The sequence below is a fragment of the Streptomyces sp. NPDC012474 genome (assembly GCF_042955185.1).
Taxonomy (GTDB): domain Bacteria; phylum Actinomycetota; class Actinomycetes; order Streptomycetales; family Streptomycetaceae; genus Streptomyces; species Streptomyces cahuitamycinicus.
Window position 1 is genome coordinate 117,354 of record NZ_JBIBEP010000001.1, and the last position, 18,982, is coordinate 136,335.

The 18,982-nt window shown below is 71.0% G+C and carries 19 protein-coding genes; 9 read left to right on the forward strand and 10 right to left on the reverse strand.

What is annotated here, in order from left to right; all coding sequences use genetic code 11:
- Window positions 1–311: 311 nt before the first annotated feature.
- Together ACFY9S_RS00440 and ACFY9S_RS00445 are read left to right on the forward strand one after the other, a co-directional pair.
- On the forward strand, window positions 312–953 hold the full coding sequence (locus tag ACFY9S_RS00440; RefSeq protein WP_391120796.1) for a helix-turn-helix domain-containing protein: 642 nt from the start codon (window positions 312–314) through the stop codon (window positions 951–953).
- 77 nt (window positions 954–1,030) lie between these two features.
- A complete protein-coding gene (locus ACFY9S_RS00445; protein WP_391120799.1) occupies window positions 1,031–1,822 on the forward strand; it encodes a S16 family serine protease in 792 nt (263 codons plus the stop codon).
- A gap of 180 nt (window positions 1,823–2,002) precedes the next feature.
- Here the strand turns inward: ACFY9S_RS00445 and ACFY9S_RS00450 are convergent, their stop codons facing one another.
- From ACFY9S_RS00450 to ACFY9S_RS00475, 6 genes are read right to left on the reverse strand one after another with little or no spacing between them, the layout of a single operon-like run.
- Window positions 2,003–2,578 carry a helix-turn-helix domain-containing protein gene (locus ACFY9S_RS00450; protein WP_391120802.1) on the reverse strand — a complete coding sequence of 192 codons (576 nt, stop codon included), beginning with the start codon at window positions 2,576–2,578 and terminating at the stop codon, window positions 2,003–2,005.
- A 51-nt stretch (window positions 2,579–2,629) separates the two neighbouring features.
- Window positions 2,630–3,595 carry a glycine betaine ABC transporter substrate-binding protein gene (locus ACFY9S_RS00455; RefSeq protein WP_391120805.1) on the reverse strand — a complete coding sequence of 322 codons (966 nt, stop codon included), beginning with the start codon at window positions 3,593–3,595 and terminating at the stop codon, window positions 2,630–2,632.
- Window positions 3,592–4,398, reverse strand: a complete 807-nt coding sequence (locus tag ACFY9S_RS00460) for an ABC transporter permease subunit (protein ID WP_391120808.1) — start codon at window positions 4,396–4,398, stop codon at window positions 3,592–3,594. Before ACFY9S_RS00460 ends, ACFY9S_RS00455 begins: the two co-directional genes overlap by 4 nt.
- Window positions 4,395–5,654, reverse strand: coding sequence for a betaine/proline/choline family ABC transporter ATP-binding protein (locus ACFY9S_RS00465; protein ID WP_391120811.1), 1,260 nt, complete (start codon window positions 5,652–5,654; stop codon window positions 4,395–4,397). The genes ACFY9S_RS00460 and ACFY9S_RS00465 overlap by 4 nt, the downstream gene beginning before the upstream one ends.
- On the reverse strand, window positions 5,647–6,294 hold the full coding sequence (locus tag ACFY9S_RS00470; RefSeq protein WP_102911187.1) for an ABC transporter permease: 648 nt from the start codon (window positions 6,292–6,294) through the stop codon (window positions 5,647–5,649). The genes ACFY9S_RS00465 and ACFY9S_RS00470 overlap by 8 nt, the downstream gene beginning before the upstream one ends.
- Before the next feature lie 18 nt (window positions 6,295–6,312).
- On the reverse strand, window positions 6,313–6,783 hold the full coding sequence (locus tag ACFY9S_RS00475; protein ID WP_053669862.1) for an Lrp/AsnC family transcriptional regulator: 471 nt from the start codon (window positions 6,781–6,783) through the stop codon (window positions 6,313–6,315).
- A gap of 123 nt (window positions 6,784–6,906) precedes the next feature.
- On the opposite strand from ACFY9S_RS00475, the gene hppD reads away from it, so the two are divergent.
- Together hppD and ACFY9S_RS00485 are read left to right on the forward strand one after the other, a co-directional pair.
- Window positions 6,907–8,052: a 4-hydroxyphenylpyruvate dioxygenase gene (gene hppD / locus ACFY9S_RS00480; protein WP_102911185.1), complete on the forward strand. Its 1,146-nt coding sequence runs from the start codon at window positions 6,907–6,909 to the stop codon at window positions 8,050–8,052.
- Between the two features lie 169 nt (window positions 8,053–8,221).
- Entirely contained in the window at window positions 8,222–9,643 is a 1,422-nt protein-coding gene (locus tag ACFY9S_RS00485) for an FAD-linked oxidase C-terminal domain-containing protein (protein ID WP_391120816.1), read from the forward strand.
- A gap of 11 nt (window positions 9,644–9,654) precedes the next feature.
- Here the strand turns inward: ACFY9S_RS00485 and ACFY9S_RS00490 are convergent, their stop codons facing one another.
- Complete coding sequence (locus ACFY9S_RS00490; RefSeq protein ID WP_391120819.1) at window positions 9,655–10,065, reverse strand: SsgA family sporulation/cell division regulator; 411 nt, start codon at window positions 10,063–10,065, stop codon at window positions 9,655–9,657.
- Between the two features lie 241 nt (window positions 10,066–10,306).
- Here ACFY9S_RS00490 and ACFY9S_RS00495 point away from each other — a divergent pair, with 241 nt between their 5' ends.
- Window positions 10,307–12,163, forward strand: a complete 1,857-nt coding sequence (locus ACFY9S_RS00495; RefSeq protein WP_391120822.1) for an RDD family protein — start codon at window positions 10,307–10,309, stop codon at window positions 12,161–12,163.
- A 60-nt stretch (window positions 12,164–12,223) separates the two neighbouring features.
- Window positions 12,224–12,928, forward strand: a complete 705-nt coding sequence (locus tag ACFY9S_RS00500) for an RDD family protein (RefSeq protein ID WP_391120825.1) — start codon at window positions 12,224–12,226, stop codon at window positions 12,926–12,928.
- 34 nt (window positions 12,929–12,962) lie between these two features.
- Here ACFY9S_RS00500 and ACFY9S_RS00505 read toward each other — a convergent pair whose 3' ends face one another.
- A complete protein-coding gene (locus ACFY9S_RS00505; RefSeq protein WP_180989570.1) occupies window positions 12,963–13,235 on the reverse strand; it encodes a hypothetical protein in 273 nt (90 codons plus the stop codon).
- A gap of 422 nt (window positions 13,236–13,657) precedes the next feature.
- On the opposite strand from ACFY9S_RS00505, the gene ACFY9S_RS00510 reads away from it, so the two are divergent.
- Window positions 13,658–16,006, forward strand: a complete 2,349-nt coding sequence (locus tag ACFY9S_RS00510) for an immune inhibitor A domain-containing protein (RefSeq protein WP_391120828.1) — start codon at window positions 13,658–13,660, stop codon at window positions 16,004–16,006.
- A 122-nt stretch (window positions 16,007–16,128) separates the two neighbouring features.
- Window positions 16,129–16,473, forward strand: coding sequence for a hypothetical protein (locus tag ACFY9S_RS00515; RefSeq protein WP_391120831.1), 345 nt, complete (start codon window positions 16,129–16,131; stop codon window positions 16,471–16,473).
- A gap of 18 nt (window positions 16,474–16,491) precedes the next feature.
- Here ACFY9S_RS00515 and ACFY9S_RS00520 read toward each other — a convergent pair whose 3' ends face one another.
- Together ACFY9S_RS00520 and ACFY9S_RS00525 are read right to left on the reverse strand one after the other, a co-directional pair.
- Entirely contained in the window at window positions 16,492–17,082 is a 591-nt protein-coding gene (locus ACFY9S_RS00520) for an isochorismatase family protein (protein ID WP_391120834.1), read from the reverse strand.
- A 113-nt stretch (window positions 17,083–17,195) separates the two neighbouring features.
- Entirely contained in the window at window positions 17,196–18,542 is a 1,347-nt protein-coding gene (locus ACFY9S_RS00525) for a nicotinate phosphoribosyltransferase (RefSeq protein ID WP_391120837.1), read from the reverse strand.
- Between the two features lie 107 nt (window positions 18,543–18,649).
- Here ACFY9S_RS00525 and clpS point away from each other — a divergent pair, with 107 nt between their 5' ends.
- On the forward strand, window positions 18,650–18,967 hold the full coding sequence (gene clpS / locus ACFY9S_RS00530) for an ATP-dependent Clp protease adapter ClpS (protein ID WP_030837810.1): 318 nt from the start codon (window positions 18,650–18,652) through the stop codon (window positions 18,965–18,967).
- The last annotated feature ends 15 nt before the right edge of the window (window positions 18,968–18,982 follow it).

Below are 18,982 nucleotides of genomic sequence, written 5' to 3' on the forward strand. Positions count from 1 at the left end.
CGGCGGAGCGCACATCGGCACAGCCCCGCGCCCCCCGGGGGCGCCCATACCGCCGCAAAATCCAGCACTACGCCCCGTCTCGTGCCCGGATTCTGGACGGAGCCTTCCGCTCAGCGAACCTGCTTCGCTACTGTCCCGCTACGCACACGCCCCGTGGCAGCGCCGCCGCGGAGCGCAGCCGTGAAGCGACGCGGCCCGGACAGGCCGGGCCGCCGGCCGATCGGCGGCCTCTGAAGCGCGTTGCCGACGGGACTCGGTGACGCATCCGCCGACCGGGGGGCCGCCGACCTCACCACTAAGGAGTGGGCGTCGTGACCGCGGAGACCTCCCAGACGCTCGACCGAGGGCTACGTGTCCTCAAACTGCTCGCCGACACGGACCACGGGCTGACCGTGACCGAGCTGTCCCTCCGGCTCGGTGTGAACCGGACCGTCGTGTACCGGTTGCTCGCCACCCTGGAGCAGCACGCCCTCATACGCCGTGACCTCGGCGGACGCGCCCGGGTCGGGCTCGGGGTGCTGCGTCTGGGGCGGCAGGTCCACCCGCTGGTGCGGGAGGCCGCGATGCCGGCGCTGCGATCACTGGCCGAGGACATCGGCGCGACGGCGCACCTGACCCTGGTCGACGGGGCGGACGCGCTGGCCGTGGCCGTGGTGGAGCCGACCTGGACGGACTACCACGTGGCCTACCGGGCCGGATTCCGGCACCCCTTGGGCCGCGGCGCCGCCGGCAAGGCGATCCTCGCGGCCCGCCGGCACCCGATGACCGACCCCGGCTACATGCTGACCCACGGCGAGCTGGAGGCGGGCGCCTGCGGCGCGGCTGCGCCGCTGCTGGGCGTGACGGGCGTCGAGGGCAGCGTGGGTGTGGTGATGCTGGCCGAGGCGGTGCCGGAACGCGTGGGGCCACGGGTCGTCGACGCGGCCCGGGAGGTCGCGGAGGCGCTGCGCTGACCTACGCCGGGTCGCGGGAGAGGGCCCCCGGACGCCCTGGTCCCGGCGGCCTCGCCCTCCCGCGTTAGATTGATCCCGTGTTCTCTCGCCTCACGCGTCCCCAGGCCATCGCCGTCTGCGCCCTGCCCGTCGTGGCCCTGCTCGCGACGGCGGCGCTGGCGCCGTTGCCGTTCTCGGTGGCGCAGCCGGGGCTGACGGCGAACGTGCTGGGCGAGAACAAGGGCGCGCAGGTGATCACCATCTCGGGTGCGCCGGTCCGGGACACCCGGGGTCAGCTGCGGATGACCACCATCGAGGCGACCTCCCCGGACACCCGGGTCTCGCTCCCCGACGTCATCGACGGCTGGTTCCGCACCGACCAGGCGGTCATGCCGCGCGACTCCGTCTACCCGAGCGGGGACAGCGTCAAGGAGATCGAGCGGCACAACGAGAAGCAGATGAGGGACTCCCAGGACGCGGCGACACAGGCCGCACTGGGGTACCTCGGCCTCGACGACAAGGACGTGAAGGTCAGCCTGAAGCTCGCGGACGTGGGCGGGCCCAGTGCGGGGCTGCTCTTCTCCCTGGGGATCGTCGACAAGCTCGACGGCGACGGCACCGGCGGGGATCTGACCGGCGGCCGGGTCATCGCCGGCACGGGCACGATCGACGCGACCGGCCGCGTCGGTGCGGTCGGGGGCGTCGCCCTCAAGACCCAGGCCGCGAAGCGGGACGGGGCGACGGTGTTCCTGGTCCCCGAGGCGGAGTGCGGGGACGCGCGAGCCGACCTGCCGAAGGGCCTCCGGCTGATTCCGGTCACCACGCTGAAGAGCACGGTGAGTTCCCTGGTGGCCCTGGAGACGGGCAAGGGGTCCGTGCCCAGTTGTTAGTGGGCCGTTGCCGTTCCGGGCCGGGCGGCGAGTCTTAATCCCACTTCCACGAGGGTCCAGCCCAAACGCGTACGGAGGCCATGGCGGCGCGCCGGGCGGGGGTCGGCCTCATCGCGCAGGTCCGCGGCGCGGGCGTGGTGCAGGGTGAGGTGGATGTCCGGGTGCATGGGTGATGGCCTTTCACGGCGTCGTCTGGCTGGGGAAGACGTGCGTGTGGACGCGTACGGTCTCGGCGTCCGGCGTGCCCTCGGGCAGGGGGCGGTAGCTCTGGATGAGCTCGTGCATCTTTCCGACCAGCTCACGGGCGAGTTCGGGAGTGAGCCGCAGGGTGAAGTCGCTGAGGTCCGTGGCGCCGTCCCATTCCTCGCCCCACTCACTCCTGTTGCCGAGCCAGGTCGCGACTTCCCGGGTGTGCACGTTGGCGAGCTCGTACCGGAACAGGGCGACGGCTCCCCGCACGGCCGGGTCCGGGTCCTTGATCAGGGTCTCGTCGAGTTGCACGCCCTGGTCCACCGCCTTCCACCAGCGCTCCCGCCCCTTGCCGCGCTCCGGGTCGTCGGCGACGAAGCCGTGCGCCGCCAGTTGCCGTAGGTGGTAGCTGGTCGCACCGCTCGACTCGCCCAGTTTCTCCGCCAGTCGGGAGGCGGTCGCGGGTCCGCCGCGGCGCAGGGCGATCAGCAGCTGCATCCGCAGGGGATGGGCCAGGCCGCGCAGGGAGCGGGCGTCGAGAAGGCGGGGTGCCGGTTCGTCGGGCATGCATGCAAAGGTAGCGTTGCAAAGCCTCCTTTGCAACGACTTCTTTGTAACTCACCCCTCCCTGACGAACCCCTCCTCCACCATCCAGTCCAGCGCCACCTGGTGCGGATCCTCCCCGTCCACATCCACCTTCGCGTTCAGCGTCTGCGCCACGGAGTTGTTCAGCCTCGCCGTCACCGGGTTCAGGACCTCAGCGATCGCCGGCCACTCCTTCAGGGACTTCGCGTTGATCATCGGGGCGGCGTTGTAGTTGGGGAAGAACTTCCTGTCGTCGTCCATCACCGCCAGGTTCATCGACTTGATGCGCCCGTCGGTGGTGAACACCTCCCCGTACGTGCAGTTGCCCTGCTGCGTCTGCGTGTAGATGATCCCGGTGTCCATCTGCGTGATGCTCCGCGCCGGGACGTTCATGCCGTAGGCCTTCTGCATGCCCGGCAACCCGTCCGCCCGGTTCGCGAACTCGACCTCCACGCACAGCTTCACGGCGCCCGGATCGGACTTCGCCAGCTTCGCCACGTCCGACATGGTCTTCGTGCCGTATTTCTTCGCGTTCTCCTGGTTCATGGCCAGCGCGTACGTGTTGTCGAGCTTCGACGGCGGCAGCCAGACCAGGCCCTTCCCCGCGTCCTCCTTCTTCACCGCCTCCCACTGCCGCTGCGGATCGGTGATCGGCTTGCTGTGCCCGAGGTAGGTGATCCAGGCCGTGCCCGTGTACTCGTACCCGGCGTCCGCGTCGCCCTTGCGGACCGCCTCGCGGCTGCCGATGGACCCCTGGATGCCGGTGCGGTCGATCACGTCCGCGCCGGCCGCCTCGAACGCGATGCCCATGATCGCGCCCAGGATCAACTGCTCGGTGAACGACTTCGACGTCACCGTCAGATGCGCGCCCTTCAGCGGCTCACCCCGGCCGATCGACCCCGGCTCCACGTCGTCGGTCAGCGGAGAGCCGCTGGTCAGGCCGCAGCCGGCCGCCGCGAGCAGCAGGCCCGCCGCCGACAGGCACGTACGCCGCCTCATGGCTGCAACCCCCGCGGCCGCAACAGCAGTTCGGCGATCGACGCCAGCCAGTCCACCAGCAGCGCCAGCACCACCGTGAGGATCGAGCCGAGCACCAGCACCGGCATCCGCTGGTTGGTGATCCCGGTCGTGATCAGCACACCGAGGCCGCCGCCACCGCCGAAGACCGCCAGGGTCGCCGTACCGACGTTCAGAACGAGGGCCGTGCGCACGCCCGCCAGGATCAGCGGGACCGCGAGCGGGAGTTCGACCCGGGTCAGCACCCCCATGGGGGACATGCCGATGCCGCGGGCCGCCTCCAGCAGGGTCGGGTCGTTCGCCTTCAGGCCCGCGATCGTGTTGGCGAGCACGGGCAGGATGGCGTAGACGATGATGCCGATCAGGGCGGCCCGGCGGCCGATGCCCAGCCAGATCACCAGGAGGGCCAGCAGGCCGATCGCCGGGGTCGCCTGGCCCGTGTTGGCGAACGCCATCGCCACCGGGGTGGCCCTGCGCATCGGCCCGCGGGTCAGCAGGATGCCCAGCGGGATCGCGATGATCAGCACGAAGAACGTGGAGATCACCGTCAGCTGGATGTGCTGCCACAGCGCCTTGGTCACCTGGCCGCCCGACAGGGCGTTGCGGGTGAGCGCGTCCAGGTCGGCCTGCTGGAACCACAGCCAGGTGGCGAGCAGCACGGCGATCAGGGCGACCGGCAGGAACGTCAGCTTCTGCCAGGTGAGGCGGGACGGCCGACGCTCGGACGGGGGCGCCTCGACCTCATCGAGAGACTCGGAGGTCACCTCGGCCTTCGTGGCGGTCACCGTTCCCCTCCGGGGCCGCTCACGCCCGCCGGACCCGCGGCCCCCTCCTGCTCCGCGTGCGTCTGCGCGGCCCGCAGCGACTCCAGTTCGTGCTGGTGTTCCATCGCGTCGAGCCGGTCGGCCTCCAGCATCTCGTGCACGGAGTTGATGAGCGTCTCCATGTCGACGACGCCCGTGTACTCGCCGCGCCGCCCGGTCACTGCCACCCGCCCGGCGTTGTCGGTGAGCACCGCCTCCAGCGCGTCCCGGAGCGTCGCGTCCCGGGTGACCGTGTCGTGCACCAGGGTCCCGGCGCGGGCCAGCGAGCCCCGGGCCCGCATCAGATCGCCGCGCCGCAGCCACTTGTAGGGGCGGCCGCGCCGGTCGAGCAGCAGGATCTCGTTGCTGCCGCTGGTCCGCAGCCGGTTGAAGATCTGCTGCAACGGGTCGTCGACCGTGACCGTCGGATATTCGGTGATCTCCACATCTCGTACGCGGGTCAGGTTCAGCCGCTTCAGGGCCGCGCCGGCGCCCACGAACCCGGACACGAAGTCGTCGGCCGGGTTGGTCAGGATCGCCTCGGGGGTGTCGAACTGCGCGATGTGCGACCGCTCGCGCAGCACGGCGATCCGATCGCCGATCTTGATCGCCTCGTCGAAGTCGTGGGTGACGAAGACGATCGTCTTGTGCAGCTCGTGCTGGAGGCGGATCAGCTCGTCCTGGAGGTGGTCCCGGGTGATCGGGTCCACCGCGCCGAACGGCTCGTCCATCAGCAGCACCGGCGGATCGGCGGCCAGTGCCCGGGCCACGCCCACGCGCTGCTGCTGCCCGCCGGACAGCTGACGCGGGTAGCGGCCCCGGAACTCCCCGGCGTCCAGGCCCACGAGGTCGAGCAGCTCCTCGGTCCGCTCCTTGATCCGCGTCTTCGGCCAGCCGATCATCCTCGGGACGATCCCGATGTTCTGCGCGACCGTCATGTGCGGGAAGAGCCCGGCGGACTGGATGGCGTAGCCGACCTTGCGGCGCAGCTTGACCGGGTCCATGTCGGTGACGTCCTCGCCGCCGATGCGGATGCGGCCGCCGGTCGGCTCGATCAGCCGGTTGATCATCTTGAGCGTGGTCGACTTCCCGCACCCCGAGGGGCCGACGAAGACGACGACCTCGCCCGCGTTGATCTGCATGTTCACGTTGTCCACGGCCGGCTGCGCACTGCCGGGGTAGCGCTTGGTCAGGCTCTCCAGCTCGATGGACGCGCCGTGGTCGCCGGTCTCAGGCACGGATCCCCCTGGGAATGGTCAGCCGTCCGATCAGGACGTACGCGGCGTCGAACAGCAGGGCCAGGACGATGATGCCGAGCGTGCCCGCGAGGACCTGGTTGAGCGCGTTGGCGCTGCCCAGCGAGGCCAGGCCGCGGAAGATGACGTTGCCGAGACCGGGGCCGGAGGCGTACGCGGCGATGGCGGCGATGCCCATCAGCATCTGGGTGGAGACCCTGATCCCGGTCAGGATCGGCGGCCAGGCCAGCGGCAGCTCGACCCGCAGCAGCCGGGCAGGCCGGGACATCCCGATGCCCGTGGCCGCGTCCACCAGTGTCGGGTCGACCCCGCGCAGCCCGACGATCGCGTTGCGTACGACCGGCAGCAGCCCGTACAGCGTCAGTGCGATCACCGTGGGCGGCACGCCGAGCCCCACGAGGGGGATGAGCAGACCGATCAGGGCGAGCGCCGGCACGGTCAGGATGGTGGCGGTGGTCGTGGTCGCGAGGTTCCCGGCCCACTCGCTGCGGTAGGTGGCGACGCCGATCAGCACCCCGAGCAGGGTCGCGACGACCATGCACTGGAAGACGGCGCTCGCGTGCTGGTAGGCGTCCGTGAGCAGCTGCTGGTGCCGGTTGACCAGGTATTCCCAGAAGTTCACACGCGCTCACCCCACGACTCAGGTCTCCTCCGCGGCCTGCTCCACGAGCGGGATGATCCGCAGCGGAACGGGGTTCTCCATGACGATCGCCGTGGAGGCCCGGACGATGCCATCAAAACCGACGACCCGGTCGATCACACGCTGGAGATCGGCGTTGGAGCGGGCCACGAGCCGGCACAGCATGTCCCCGGTGCCGGTGGTCGTGTGCAGTTCCAGCACCTCCGGCACGGTCGCCAAGTGGGCGCGTACGTCCGGCCCTTGCCCCTGCCGGATCTGCAGCGTGGCGAACGCCGTGACCGGGTAGCCGAGCGCCGCCGGATCCACCTGCGGACCGAATCCCCGGATCACTCCGTTCGACTGAAGCCGGTCCAGCCGGGCCTGCGCGGTGCCCCGGGCCACCCCCAGCCGCCGGGACATCTCCAGCACCCCGATCCGCGGCTCACGGGCGAGCAGCAGGATGATCCGGCCGTCCAGATGATCGATCGCCACAGCAGCCTCCCGGCATGGTCATCCTGTACAGAAGGGCCGTTGATACGGCCGTATTGCTAAACAGATTGCCCAGTGAAAACACAAACTATTGCGCACCTTGCCGGGCGGGGAGACCCTGCGGCTATGACGCAGACCACTCACCACACTCCCGACACCGCCCGGCAGGCCGACCCCTTCCCGGTCAAGGGAATGGACGCGGTCGTCTTCGCCGTGGGCAACGCCAAGCAGGCGGCGCACTACTACTCCACCGCCTTCGGTATGAAGCTGGTCGCCTACTCCGGGCCGGAGAACGGCAGCCGCGAGACCGCGGCCTACGTGATGGAGAACGGCTCCGCCCGTTTCGTCCTCACCTCGGTCATCAAGCCCACGACCGACTGGGGCCGCTTCCTCGCGCGGCACGTGGCCGAGCACGGCGACGGTGTCGTCGACCTCGCCATCGAGGTCCCGGACGCCCGCGCCGCCTACGCCTACGCCCTGGAGCACGGCGCCCGCTCCGTCGCCGAGCCGTACGAGATCAAGGACGAGCACGGCACGGTCGTCCTGGCGGCCATCGCCACCTACGGCGAGACCCGCCACACCCTCGTCGAGCGCTCCGGCTACGACGGCCCCTACCTGCCGGGCTACGTCGCCGCGAAGCCGATGGTCGAGCCGCCCGCGCAGCGCACCTTCCAGGCGATCGACCACTGCGTCGGCAACGTCGAGCTCGGCCGGATGAACGAGTGGGTCGGCTTCTACAACAAGGTCATGGGCTTCACGAACATGAAGGAGTTCGTGGGCGACGACATCGCCACCGAGTACAGCGCGCTGATGTCGAAGGTCGTCGCCGACGGCACGCTCAAGGTCAAGTTCCCGATCAACGAGCCGGCCATCGCCAAGAAGAAGTCCCAGATCGACGAGTACCTGGAGTTCTACGGCGGCGCGGGCGTGCAGCACATCGCCCTCAACACGGGCGACATCGTGCAGACGGTCCGTACGATGCGGGCGGCCGGCGTCGAGTTCCTCAACACGCCCGACTCCTACTACGACACGCTGGGGGAGTGGGTCGGCGAGACCCGGGTCCCGATCGACACCCTGCGCGAACTGAAGATCCTCGCCGACCGTGACGAGGACGGCTACCTGCTGCAGATCTTCACCAAGCCGGTCCAGGACCGGCCGACCGTCTTCTTCGAGATCATCGAACGCCACGGCTCGATGGGCTTCGGCAAGGGCAACTTCAAGGCCCTGTTCGAGGCGATCGAGCGCGAGCAGGACCGCCGCGGCAACCTTTAGCCGCCGGTGCCCCGGGTCGTGCGGGTGTCACGGGGCACCCGCACGTGAGTCCCTGGCAGACAGGCGTGGCCGCCGACCCGGCCTGCACCTCCGAGCTGGGTGCGGGAAATGACCCACTCCCGCTCGGTCTCCGGGAACGGTTCACACCGGTGGCCCCCGGTGCGACCCTGTGATCATGAGCCGTAGCGAAGCGCCCCGCTCCGAAGACGCAGACGCCGCAGCGACCGGCGGTCTCGTCGACTCCCTGCTCGGCGGCCTCCCCGCCGAAGCGGTCCTCACCGACCCCGACGTCACGGCCTCCTACGCCAACGACATGGCGAGCTTCTGCCCGGCCGGCACCCCGGCCGTGGTCGTGCTGCCCCGCACGACCGAGCAGGTGCAGCACGTGATGCGCACCGCCACCGCCCTGCGCGTCCCCGTCGTCCCGCAGGGCGCCCGCACCGGGCTGTCCGGCGCCGCCAACGCCTCCGACGGCTGCATCGTGCTCTCCCTGACGAAGATGGACCGGATCCTGGAGATCAACCCGGTCGACCGCATCGCCGTCGTCGAGCCCGGCGTGATCAACGCCGCCCTGTCCCGGGCCGTCGGCGAGCACGGCCTGTACTACCCGCCGGACCCCTCCAGCTGGGAGATGTGCACCATCGGCGGCAACATCGGCACCGCCTCCGGCGGCCTGTGCTGCGTCAAGTACGGGGTGACCGCCGAGTACGTCCTCGGTCTCGACGTCGTCCTCGCCGACGGCCGCCTGATGTCCACCGGCCGCCGCACCGCCAAGGGCGTCGCCGGCTACGACCTGACCCGCCTGTTCGTCGGCTCCGAGGGCTCCCTCGGCATCGTCGTGCGGGCCGTCCTCGGGCTGCGCCCCAAGCCGCCCGAGCAGCTGGTGCTGGCCGCCGAGTTCGCCTCCGCCGCCGCGGCCTGCGACGCCGTGTGCCGCATCATGGAGGGCGGCCACGTCCCGTCACTCCTCGAACTCATGGACCGTACGACGGTCAAGGCCGTCAACGACATGGCGCAGATGGGCCTGCCCGAGAGCACCGAGGCGCTGCTCCTGGCCGCGTTCGACACCACCGCCCCGGCCGCCGACCTCGCCGCCGTCGGCGCCCTGTGCGAGGCGGCCGGTGCCACCCAGGTCGTCCCCGCCGACGATGCTGCCGAGTCCGAACTGCTCCTCCAGGCGCGGCGCTTGTCGCTCACCGCGCTGGAGGCGGTCAAGGGCGTGACCATGATCGACGACGTGTGCGTGCCGCGCTCCCGGCTCGCCGAGATGCTCGAAGGCGTCGACAGGATCGCCGGAAAGTACCAGCTCACCATCGGTGTCGTCGCCCATGCGGGGGACGGCAACACCCATCCGACGGTCTGCTTCGACCCGGCGGACCCCGACGAGTCCCGGCGCGCCCGCGACTCCTTCGACGAGATCATGGCCCTCGGCCTGGAGCTCGGCGGCACCATCACCGGCGAACACGGCGTCGGCGTCCTGAAGAAGGAATGGCTCGCGCGCGAGATCGGCCCCGTGGGCATGGAGATGCAGCGGGCCGTCAAGCAGGCCTTCGACCCGCTGGACATCCTGAACCCGGGCAAGCTCTTCTGAGGCCCCTGTCGTCACCGGGCGAGCAGCTGGGCCAGCTCGTCGTCCAGCCCGAGCTGCTCACCCTCCGACCCCGGCGGGACCGCCCGCAGCGTGCGCTCCAGCCAGGCCGACACCGCCGCCGCGGGGGCCTCCAGCAGGGCGTTCCCGTCGGGTGAACTCAGCGCCATCAGAACGACGCCGCGCCCCTCGGTCTTCGTGGGCCACACCCGCACGTCCCCCTGCCCGCACGGCCGGAACACGCCCTCCACCAGCAGCTCCCGGGCGAACGTCCAGTACACCGGGTGCTCGGTGTCGATGTGGAAGGTGACGTGGACGGCGTAGGGGTCGTCCGTGAGGTACCCGAGCCGGGCCGGCACGGGGATCCTGCGCTCCGGCGACAGGACGAGTTTCAGCTCCAGTTCCCGCTCCACCACGGTGTGCACGGCGGTCTCCCTTCTCCTGACGGCTGCCCGTGAGGGCCGGTCGGGAGGAGAGAGCGGGCGGGGGCCACGGCATTACGCGCCTTGCCGGAAGTTTTTTTTCGCAGGGGGATCCGACCGAGCGGTCCGTAGCACATCGGTGCTCGAAAGGGGCGGGTCCGGTGGGAGCGGCGGTGGGGCTTGCGCACGTCTGATAGATGTGGAGGCCCCCATTTGACCCCCGAGCAGATACGGGACGACGGACATGAGCGCCCCAACCCCGGCCCCCGGTGACGACAGGCCCCGCGAAGGGTATTACCCGGACCCGTCCATTCCTGGATATGTCCGGTACTGGAACGGCGCCTCCTGGGTGCCGGGCACCAGCCGTCCGGCACCCAGGGACGGCGAGTCGCTCGCGCCGCCGCCCGGAGCGGGAGCGCCCCAGCCCGCCTCGGTCGAGGAGACCGGCCCGCACTTCTTCGACGAGGACCCGGTCGAGGGGCCGTCCGCCGCCGACGCCCAGCACGGCAGCCGTCCCGAACCGGCCTCCGCCTGGGGCGCCGACCGCTCGCGTCAGTCCGGCTTCGGCGGCGACCAGGACCGCCGCGTCTCGTGGGGCGCGCCGCAGGGCGCGCAGGGCGCCGACCCGAGGGTGTCGCCCACCGGCCGGCGGCCCGACGAGGAGGCCGCCCGCACCGACGGCACGGCGAACAACCCGCCGTCCGACCAGGAGGCGAACGCGGCGGCGGGGGGCGGCACGTTCGTGTTCCGCCGCCCGACGGCGCAGACGGGGCAGCCCGGGGGAGCGGCCCCGGCCGATGCCCCCGACGACGGCACGATGACGTTCCGCGCGTTGTCCCCGCGCACGGGTCCGGCCGACGGCGCCGCGAAACCGGCCGGGGGGCCGGGGGGTTCGGACCGCGGAGCGGCGGGTTCCGGTGCCGACTCCGGTGGCGCCGGCTTCGGACCGGCGGGACCGGGCGGCGGCGCGGCGGCGTCCGGCTTCGCGGGGCAGGGCGGGGCCGCGGGCTCCGGCTTCGGGCCGGCCGCGCCGGGTGGCGACCCGGCGGCCTCCGGTTCCGGCGGGCAAGGCGCAGCGGCCGGTTCGGGCTTCGGGCCGGCCGGTTCGGGCAGTGGCGCGGCGGCGTCCGCCTTCGGCGGCCGGACCGGCGCCGCGGACTCCGGCGCGGGCCTCTCGGGACCCGCGTTCGGCGCGGCGGACTCGGGCGCGGGCCCGTCGGGACCGGCGTTCGGCGCGCACGCCGGGGCGACCGGTTCCGGGAATGGTTCCGCCGGGCCCGGCTTCGGCGCGGGCAAGGCGGCCGCCGCCCGCGCCACCGCCGCGCAGTCCGGTGCCGGGAGCGCGGCGGCCCAGGCCTCCTCCGCGGCCCCTACGGCGCTGCCCGGACCCCAGGCTGCGCCCACCGTCCCCGCGCAGTCCGGCGGGCCCGGCAGCGCCCAGCCCGGTGCCGCGGGCTCCTCCGGTACGGCCCTCAGCGCGGGGCACGGCGGCGGCCAGTCCTCCTGGGCACAGCAGGTGCACCGGCTCGCCGGAGCCGGCGGCGGTGACGAGCAGCCCGTCGCACCCTGGAAGCCGCCGGTCGAGGACGTGTTCCAGGCGGCCGCCCGGCGCCAGGCGGAGGCTCGCCCGGCCGGGCTCGGCAAGCGGCTGGTGGCCCGGCTGCTGGACACCGTCGTGCTCGCCGCGCTCACCGCCGCGGCCGCCGTCCCGCTCGGCACCAAGGCGATCGACCACGTCAACGCGAAGATCGACGCGGCCAAACTCTCCGGCGAGACCGTCACGGTCTGGCTGCTCGACGGCACCACCTCGGTCTACCTCGGCATCATCCTGGCCGTGCTGCTGCTCGCCGGCGTGCTCTCCGAGGTGCTGCCCACCGCCAAGTGGGGCCGCACCCTCGGCAAGAAGCTGATGGGCCTCGAAGTCCGCGACATCGAGGGCCATGGCTCGCCCGACTTCGGCGCGGCCCTGCGCCGCTGGCTGGTCTACAGCGTGCCCGGGCTCCTCGTCGTCGGGGTCGTCGGTGTGGCCTGGGGCCTCTTCGACCGGCCCTGGCGCCAGTGCTGGCACGACAAGGCCGCGCACACGTTCGTGGCGGGCTGACCTCCCCCGGACGGCCGTCCGTCGGATGCGGAGCCCGGGCGTTCGCGGTCGACTCGGGCCATGAGCAGTGAACCGCCTCCCGGCTCCGGTCAGCAGCCCCCGGAAGACGACCCGTTCCGCAAGCGCCCCCCGAACGAGCCGCCCGGCGAGGGCACGGGCTCGCCCTACGGCGGCGAACCCCCGCCGTACGGAGGCGGCGGTCCCGGCGGCCCGGGCGGTCCGAGCGGCCCCGGAGGCCCCGGTGACGGCTTCGGAGGCGGCCCCTACGGCGGCGATCCGTACGGCGGTGGTTCCTACCCCACCGACCCCCTCGCCGGCATGCCCCCGCTCGCCGACAGCGGCAAGCGCACGCTCGCCCGCATCATCGACATGATCCTGGTGGGCGCCGTCGTCTGGCTGATCACGTGGGGCTTCGGCGTCAACGAGTACGACGTGGACAGTGACCGCATCGAGGTCGGCAAGTCGTTCTGGCAGTCGGGGGTCGCCGCCGTCCTCTACATCGCCTACGACACCGTCCTGACCGCGAGGACCGGTCAGACCCTCGGCAAGAAGCTGCTGCACATGCGGGTGGCCAACCTGGACAACGGTGCGACGCCCTCCGTGCAGAACGCGCTGGCGCGCGCCGCGGTGCTGTGGATCCCGTTCGCCTTCTGCTGCGCGTGCGTCTGGACCGCGATCTCGGGCGGCTGGAGCTTCTTCGACCGGCCCTACAAGCAGGGCTTGCACGACAAGGCGGCCAAGACGGTCGTGGTCAGCACCGACTGAGACGCGGAGGGATCAACCGGGGTGCAGCGGGCGGTCAGGAGGCCGCCCGCTCGCGTACCGGCTCCGGGGCCGGCGCCGGGATCGAGGCCCGTACCGGTTCCCGGGGCGCGGGCTGTTCCGCCGCGGCAGGGCGCTTGCCGGACAGCGGCACCGCCGTGGCGACCAGCAGCCCGAGGGCGAGCGCCGCGACGGCGATGACCGCGATCCCCGCACTCGAACTCGTCTGAGACAGCAGCAGCATGGCGAAGGTCGAGAAGATCACGGTGCACGAACCGTAGGCGAGCTGTGCGGCAGTCGGACGGGGCATGGCCATCATGTCCTCGAAGTGGGGGTCCACGGCGGTGTCGGCCTGGCATTGCGCCGGTTTCCGGGCGTTCGGCCATCCGACATTCTCACCGGCAGGGTGCCCGACCGGAACCGGCGGTAAGCGTGACCTAATCAACAAGGGCGGTGCACGGGGGGCGCACGGAGTCATGGCGTCCACGGAGTGGACATATGCACGCGCCCGCAGGGCCCGGTGGGCAGTGCCTCGGGGCAACCGTTCGGTTGTCCGTAAAACGAACGCCACCTCCGCATAGTGCACTTGACTTGTCCAAGTCAAGGTCTGTCTTTTCTTCTAAACCTCTAGTCAAATGTCGTCACTTGACTACACGCGTTGATCACGCGCGCGCGGACTTCCACGACCGGGACCCTGCCTGCCGCGCGCCCGAACGCGGGGGAGGATCTCAAGTGACCAGTAGACCCTGGACGTTCCGAGCGGCCGCCATCAGCGTGGCGCTCGCGGCGGCCACCACCACCGCCTCCACCTACGCGGTGGCCGACGACGCCCCGGCCCCCCGGCCCACCACCGTGGACCGGCACGACCCGGCGGAACGTCACCACGACGAGCACGACCTCGAAGGCCCGCTGAGCAAGACGCAGGACGCTCAGCGCCAGGAGGCCCTGAACCAGGTCCTGTCGGGCAAGAGCAAGGTCAAGAACCGCGAGGGTTCGAAGGTCGTCCAGCTCAAGAGCAAGAAGGGCGACGCCAAGTACGTCGAGCTCGGCCGCGAGAAGACCGACAAGATCTTCACGATCCTGGTCGAGTTCGGGGACAAGGTCGACAGCCGCTACGGCGGCACCCCGGGCCCGCTGCACAACTCGATAGCCAAGCCCGACCGCAAGAAGGACAACTCCACGGCCTGGCGGGCCGACTACGACCAGCAGTACTTCCAGGACCTGTACTTCGGTTCCGGCAAGGGCGTCGACTCCGTCAAGACCTACTACGAGAAGCAGTCCTCGGGCCGCTACTCGGTCGACGGCGAGGTCTCCGACTGGGTCAAGGTCCCCTACAACGAGGCGCGCTACGGCAACAACGCCTGCGGTGACACCAACTGCTCCAGCGTGTGGAACGTCGTCAGCGACGGTCTGAACGCCTGGGTCTCCCAGCAGAAGGCAGCGGGGAGGACCGACGCCCAGATCAAGGCGGACGTCGCGCGGTTCGACGAGTGGGACCGCTACGACTTCGACGGCGACGGCGACTTCAACGAGCCCGACGGCTACATCGACCACTTCCAGATCGTGCACGCCGGCGAGGACGAGTCCGCGGGCGGCGGCGCCCAGGGCACCGACGCCATCTGGGCCCACCGCTGGTACGCCTTCGGCACCGACGCCGGCGCCACCGGACCCGAGAACAACAAGCTCGGCGGTGCGAAGATCGGCGACACCGGCATCTGGGTCGGCGACTACACCGTCCAGCCGGAGAACGGCGGACTCGGCGTCTACGCCCACGAGTACGGCCACGACCTCGGCCTGCCCGACCACTACGACACCGCGGGCGGCGAGAACTCCACCGGCTTCTGGACGCTGATGTCGTCCGGTTCCTGGCTCGGCGCCGGCAAGAAGGAGATCGGTGACCTGCCCGGCGACATGACCGCCTGGGACAAGCTGCAGCTGGGCTGGCTGAACTTCGACAAGGCCAAGGCCGGCGTCAACTCCTGGCACAAGCTGGGCGTCGCCGAGTACAACACCAAGCACAAGCAGGCCCTGGTCGTCGACCTCCCCAAGAAGGCGGTCACCACCGAGGTCGTCACCCCCGCCGAGGGCAAGACCCAGTGGTGGAGCGGCAGCGGTGACAACCTCAAGAACTCCCTGACGCGTGCCGTCGACCTGACCGGCAAGTCGAAGGCGCAGCTGACCCTCGACGGCTGGTACGACATCGAGGCCAACTACGACTTCCTCTACACCGAGGTCTCGACCGACGGCGGCGCCAACTGGACCGCTGTCGACGGCACGGTGGACGGCCAGCCGATCCAGCGTGACGCCAGCGACAAGCCGGTCCTGACCGGCACGGTCGACGGCTACAAGAAGCTCGCCTTCCCGCTCGACGCCTACGCCGGCAAGAAGATCGACCTCCGCTTCCGCTACCAGACCGACGGGGGCGTGGCCCAGAAGGGCTTCGCGGCCGACGCGATCACGGTGACGGCCGACGGCGCGCCCGTCTTCTCCGACAACGCCGAGAGCGCGGACGCCGCGTGGAAGGCCACCGGCTTCTCCCGCATCGGCGCGTCCTTCACCAAGGACTACGCGCAGTACTACATCGCCGAGAACCGGCAGTACGTGTCGTACGACAAGACGCTGAAGACCGGCCCGTACAACTTCGGCTTCACGGCGCGCCCGGACTGGGTGGAGCACTACGCGTACCAGAACGGCCTGCTGATCTGGAAGTGGGACACCTCCCAGGTCGACAACAACACCAGCCAGCACCAGGGCACCGGTCTGGTCCTGCCGGTCGACTCGCACCCGGCCGCCCTGAAGTGGGCCGACGGCACGCTGATGCGCAACCGCATCCAGGCCTACGACTCGCCGTTCAGCCTCTACCGCACCGACGGCATGACGCTGCACAAGGCGGACGTGGCGAAGTACATCCCGGGGTCGAAGGGCGTCTCGGTCTTCAACGACCGGAAGAACACGTACTACGACGAGTCGAACCCCACCGGGGGTGTCAAGATCACTGACACCAACACGAAGATCAAGATCCTCAAGGAGGCCAAGGACGGCTCGACGATCGAGCTGGAGGTCGGTGCCGCGGGTAGGTAATCCGCATCCTTGCAGGTCAGAGCATGATCGGCGGTGACCCACTGGCGGGTCACCGCCGATCCGTGTTTAGGTGCGTCCTGTGGCTCTCTTATTGACACCGACCGGCACAGGGGGATGAGCGCATGGCCGCAGGAGGCTTCTGCAAGCTGCCGAACGGCACGGTGGTGGTGGCACTGAACCTGCCCAGCCCCGCCGCCGACGGCCCCGGCGCCGTCCGCGTGCTCGTCCACTCCGTGAACCGTGCCCGGGCCCTGACCAGGCTCCGCAACCTCGGTCTGCGGTCGGTCTACCTGCGCGGCAACGCCGCCCCGCCGACCCCCGACGAGATCACGGCCGTCCTGCACCACCCGGACGGCCTCATATGGCGCACGGCCCCCGACAACGGTGTCGCGTCGAGCCCGGACCTGGTCCAGGAGCTGTGGCGCCCGATCAGAGCTCTCCTCAGGCACCCGACGGCCCAGACCTGACCGGCGGACCCCTACGGGCTAATGCACGACCGGCTTGCCCGACAGCTCCACGCCCGCCTCGCGAAGCTCCTCCAGGGCCCGCTCGGTGCTCTCCGGGGCCACCCCGGCCGTCAGATCCAGCAGGACCTGCGTACGGAAGCCCTCCCGGGCGGCGTCGAGGGCCGTGGCGCGTACACAGTGGTCCGTGGCGATGCCGACCACGTCGACCTCGGTGACCTCGCGCGAGCGCAGCCAGTCGGCCAAGGGCGTGCCGTTCTCGTCCGCGCCCTCGAAACCGCTGTACGCCGCCGAGTACGCCCCCTTGTCGAACACGGCGTCGACCGAGCCGGAGGCGACGGCGGGGGCGAAGTTCGGGTGGAAACCGACGCCCTCCGTGCCGGCGACGCAGTGCGCGGGCCAGGAGCGCGCGTAGTCCGGGTTGGCGGAGAAGTGGCCGCCGGGGGCGATGTGGTGGTCGCGGGTGGCCACGACGTGCTGGTAGCCGGACCCGGCCGCCTGCCCGATCAGCTCCGTGACGGCGGCGGCCACATCGGCACCACCGGACACCGCGAGGCTGCCCCCCTCGCAGAAGTCGTTCTGCACATCGACGACGATCAAGGCGCGGCGCATGGTCGGTGTCCTTCGGCTATGAGGTCGGCAAGCCCGGCCGGTGAACCACCGAGCCTATTGACAGAGGGGAGCGGACGGGAGGGGGCACGGTTCGGCGCGTCACGGCACACCCCCTAGCTACCCGGGGTCTCGTGCAGGTACTCCGTGGGAAGGACGGGCTCCCCGCGCGAGAGCTGCGTGGCCGACATCGGGAGTCCCGCGCGCGCCCTCGTGTGCCGCTCGCGCGCCGCGTCCAGCGGCTCGCGCGCCACCACCTCGCCGCCCTTGACCAGCTCCACCAGCAGCTGTCGGTCCGCGAGTGCGGCCGGCACCGGCCCGGTGCCGATCACCTCCGCCTCGGCGACCCCGTAGGAGTCCGGTCGCCGCGCGGCCCACTTGCGTCCGCCGATCGACGTCTTGCCTCCGCTGGACTTCTTCGCCACCGGCACCAGCGGTGCCTTCGGGTCCGCGGACTCGGCCCGCGCGACCAGCTTGTAGACCATCGAGGAGGTGGGGTGGCCGGAGCCGGTCACCAGCTGCGTCCCGACGCCGTAGGCGTCCACCGGGGCCGCCGCCAGCGAGGCGATCGCGTACTCGTCCAGGTCCGAGGTCACCACGATCTTCGTACCGGTCGCGCCCAGCTCGTCCAGCTGCTGGCGCACCCGGTGCGCGACCAGCAGCAGGTCGCCGGAGTCGATGCGGACCGCGCCCAGCTCGGTCCCGGCGACCTCGACGGCCGTGCGGACCGCCTCGGCGACGTCGTAGGTGTCCACCAGCAGCGTGGTGCCCCCGCCCAGGGTGTCCACCTGGGCGCGGAAGGCGTCCCGTTCGCTGTCGTGCAGCAGGGTGAAGGCGTGCGCGGACGTGCCCACGGTCGGGATGCCGTACCGGAAGCCGGCCGCCAGGTCGGAGGTGGTCGCGAAGCCGCCGACGTACGCGGCCCGGGAGGCCGCCACGGCCGCCAGCTCGTGCGTGCGCCGGGCGCCCATCTCGATCAGCGGCCGGTCACCCGCGGCCGCCGCCATGCGCGAGGCGGCCGCGGCGATCGCCGAGTCGTGGTTGAGGATCGACAGGATCACGGTCTCCAGCAGCACGCACTCGGCGAAGGTGCCCTCGACCCGCATGATCGGCGAGCCCGGGAAGTACACCTCGCCCTCGGGGTAGCCCCAGATGTCGCCGCGGAACCGGTAGCCGGCGAGCCACTCCAGGGTCTGCTCGTCGACGATCTCCCGCTCCCGCAGGAAGTCCAGCACGGCCGTGTCGAAGTGGAAGTTCTCCACCGCGTCCAGCACCCGGCCGGTGCCGCCCACGACGCCGTAGCGCCGCCCGTTCGGCAGCCGCCGGGTGAAGACCTCGAACACGCTCCGCCGCTCGGCCGTGCCCGCCGCGAGGGCGGCCCGCAGCATCGTCAGCTCGTACTGGTCCGTGAAGAGCGCCGTCGAGGGAACATCCACCGGCAGCGAAAGGTCCGCTGTGTTCATGAGCGGGATCGTACCCCCATTTCGTCAATCTGACGATTGCGGTCCGCGGACACGCGATCGCCTTGCGGCCAGGCCCGTTTGTGCGACTACCCCCCTCGGGTGGCAGCATGGGCAGTGTGACGTCACCCGCGCCCCTGGAGATCGAACGCACCGAGTCGGCGGAGGAGGTCTTCGCCGTACCCGAGCCGGACCTTCCGTGGGTCACGATCGTCCACAACGACCCGGTCAACCTCATGAGCTACGTGACGTACGTCTTCCAGTCGTACTTCGGCTACTCCAAGGACAAGGCCACCAAGCTCATGCTCGACGTCCACCACAAGGGCCGGGCGGTCGTCTCCAGCGGCAGCCGCGAGGAGATGGAACGCGACGTGCAGGCCATGCACGGCTACGGCCTGTGGGCCACCCTCCAGCAGGACCGCAAGTAGCCAGCACCCCGCCCA

Coding starts and splice junctions, on each gene's coding strand:
- ACFY9S_RS00450 (WP_391120802.1), bottom strand. CDS start 2,578: ATGCCCGACGAACCGGCACCCCGCCTTCTCGACGCCCGCTCCCTGCGC.
- ACFY9S_RS00455 (WP_391120805.1), bottom strand. CDS start 3,595: ATGAGGCGGCGTACGTGCCTGTCGGCGGCGGGCCTGCTGCTCGCGGCG.
- hppD (WP_102911185.1), top strand. CDS start 6,907: ATGACGCAGACCACTCACCACACTCCCGACACCGCCCGGCAGGCCGAC.
- ACFY9S_RS00495 (WP_391120822.1), top strand. CDS start 10,307: ATGAGCGCCCCAACCCCGGCCCCCGGTGACGACAGGCCCCGCGAAGGG.
- ACFY9S_RS00500 (WP_391120825.1), top strand. CDS start 12,224: ATGAGCAGTGAACCGCCTCCCGGCTCCGGTCAGCAGCCCCCGGAAGAC.
- ACFY9S_RS00505 (WP_180989570.1), bottom strand. CDS start 13,235: ATGCCCCGTCCGACTGCCGCACAGCTCGCCTACGGTTCGTGCACCGTG.
- ACFY9S_RS00515 (WP_391120831.1), top strand. CDS start 16,129: ATGGCCGCAGGAGGCTTCTGCAAGCTGCCGAACGGCACGGTGGTGGTG.
- ACFY9S_RS00520 (WP_391120834.1), bottom strand. CDS start 17,082: ATGCGCCGCGCCTTGATCGTCGTCGATGTGCAGAACGACTTCTGCGAG.
- ACFY9S_RS00525 (WP_391120837.1), bottom strand. CDS start 18,542: ATGAACACAGCGGACCTTTCGCTGCCGGTGGATGTTCCCTCGACGGCG.
- clpS (WP_030837810.1), top strand. CDS start 18,650: ATGGGCAGTGTGACGTCACCCGCGCCCCTGGAGATCGAACGCACCGAG.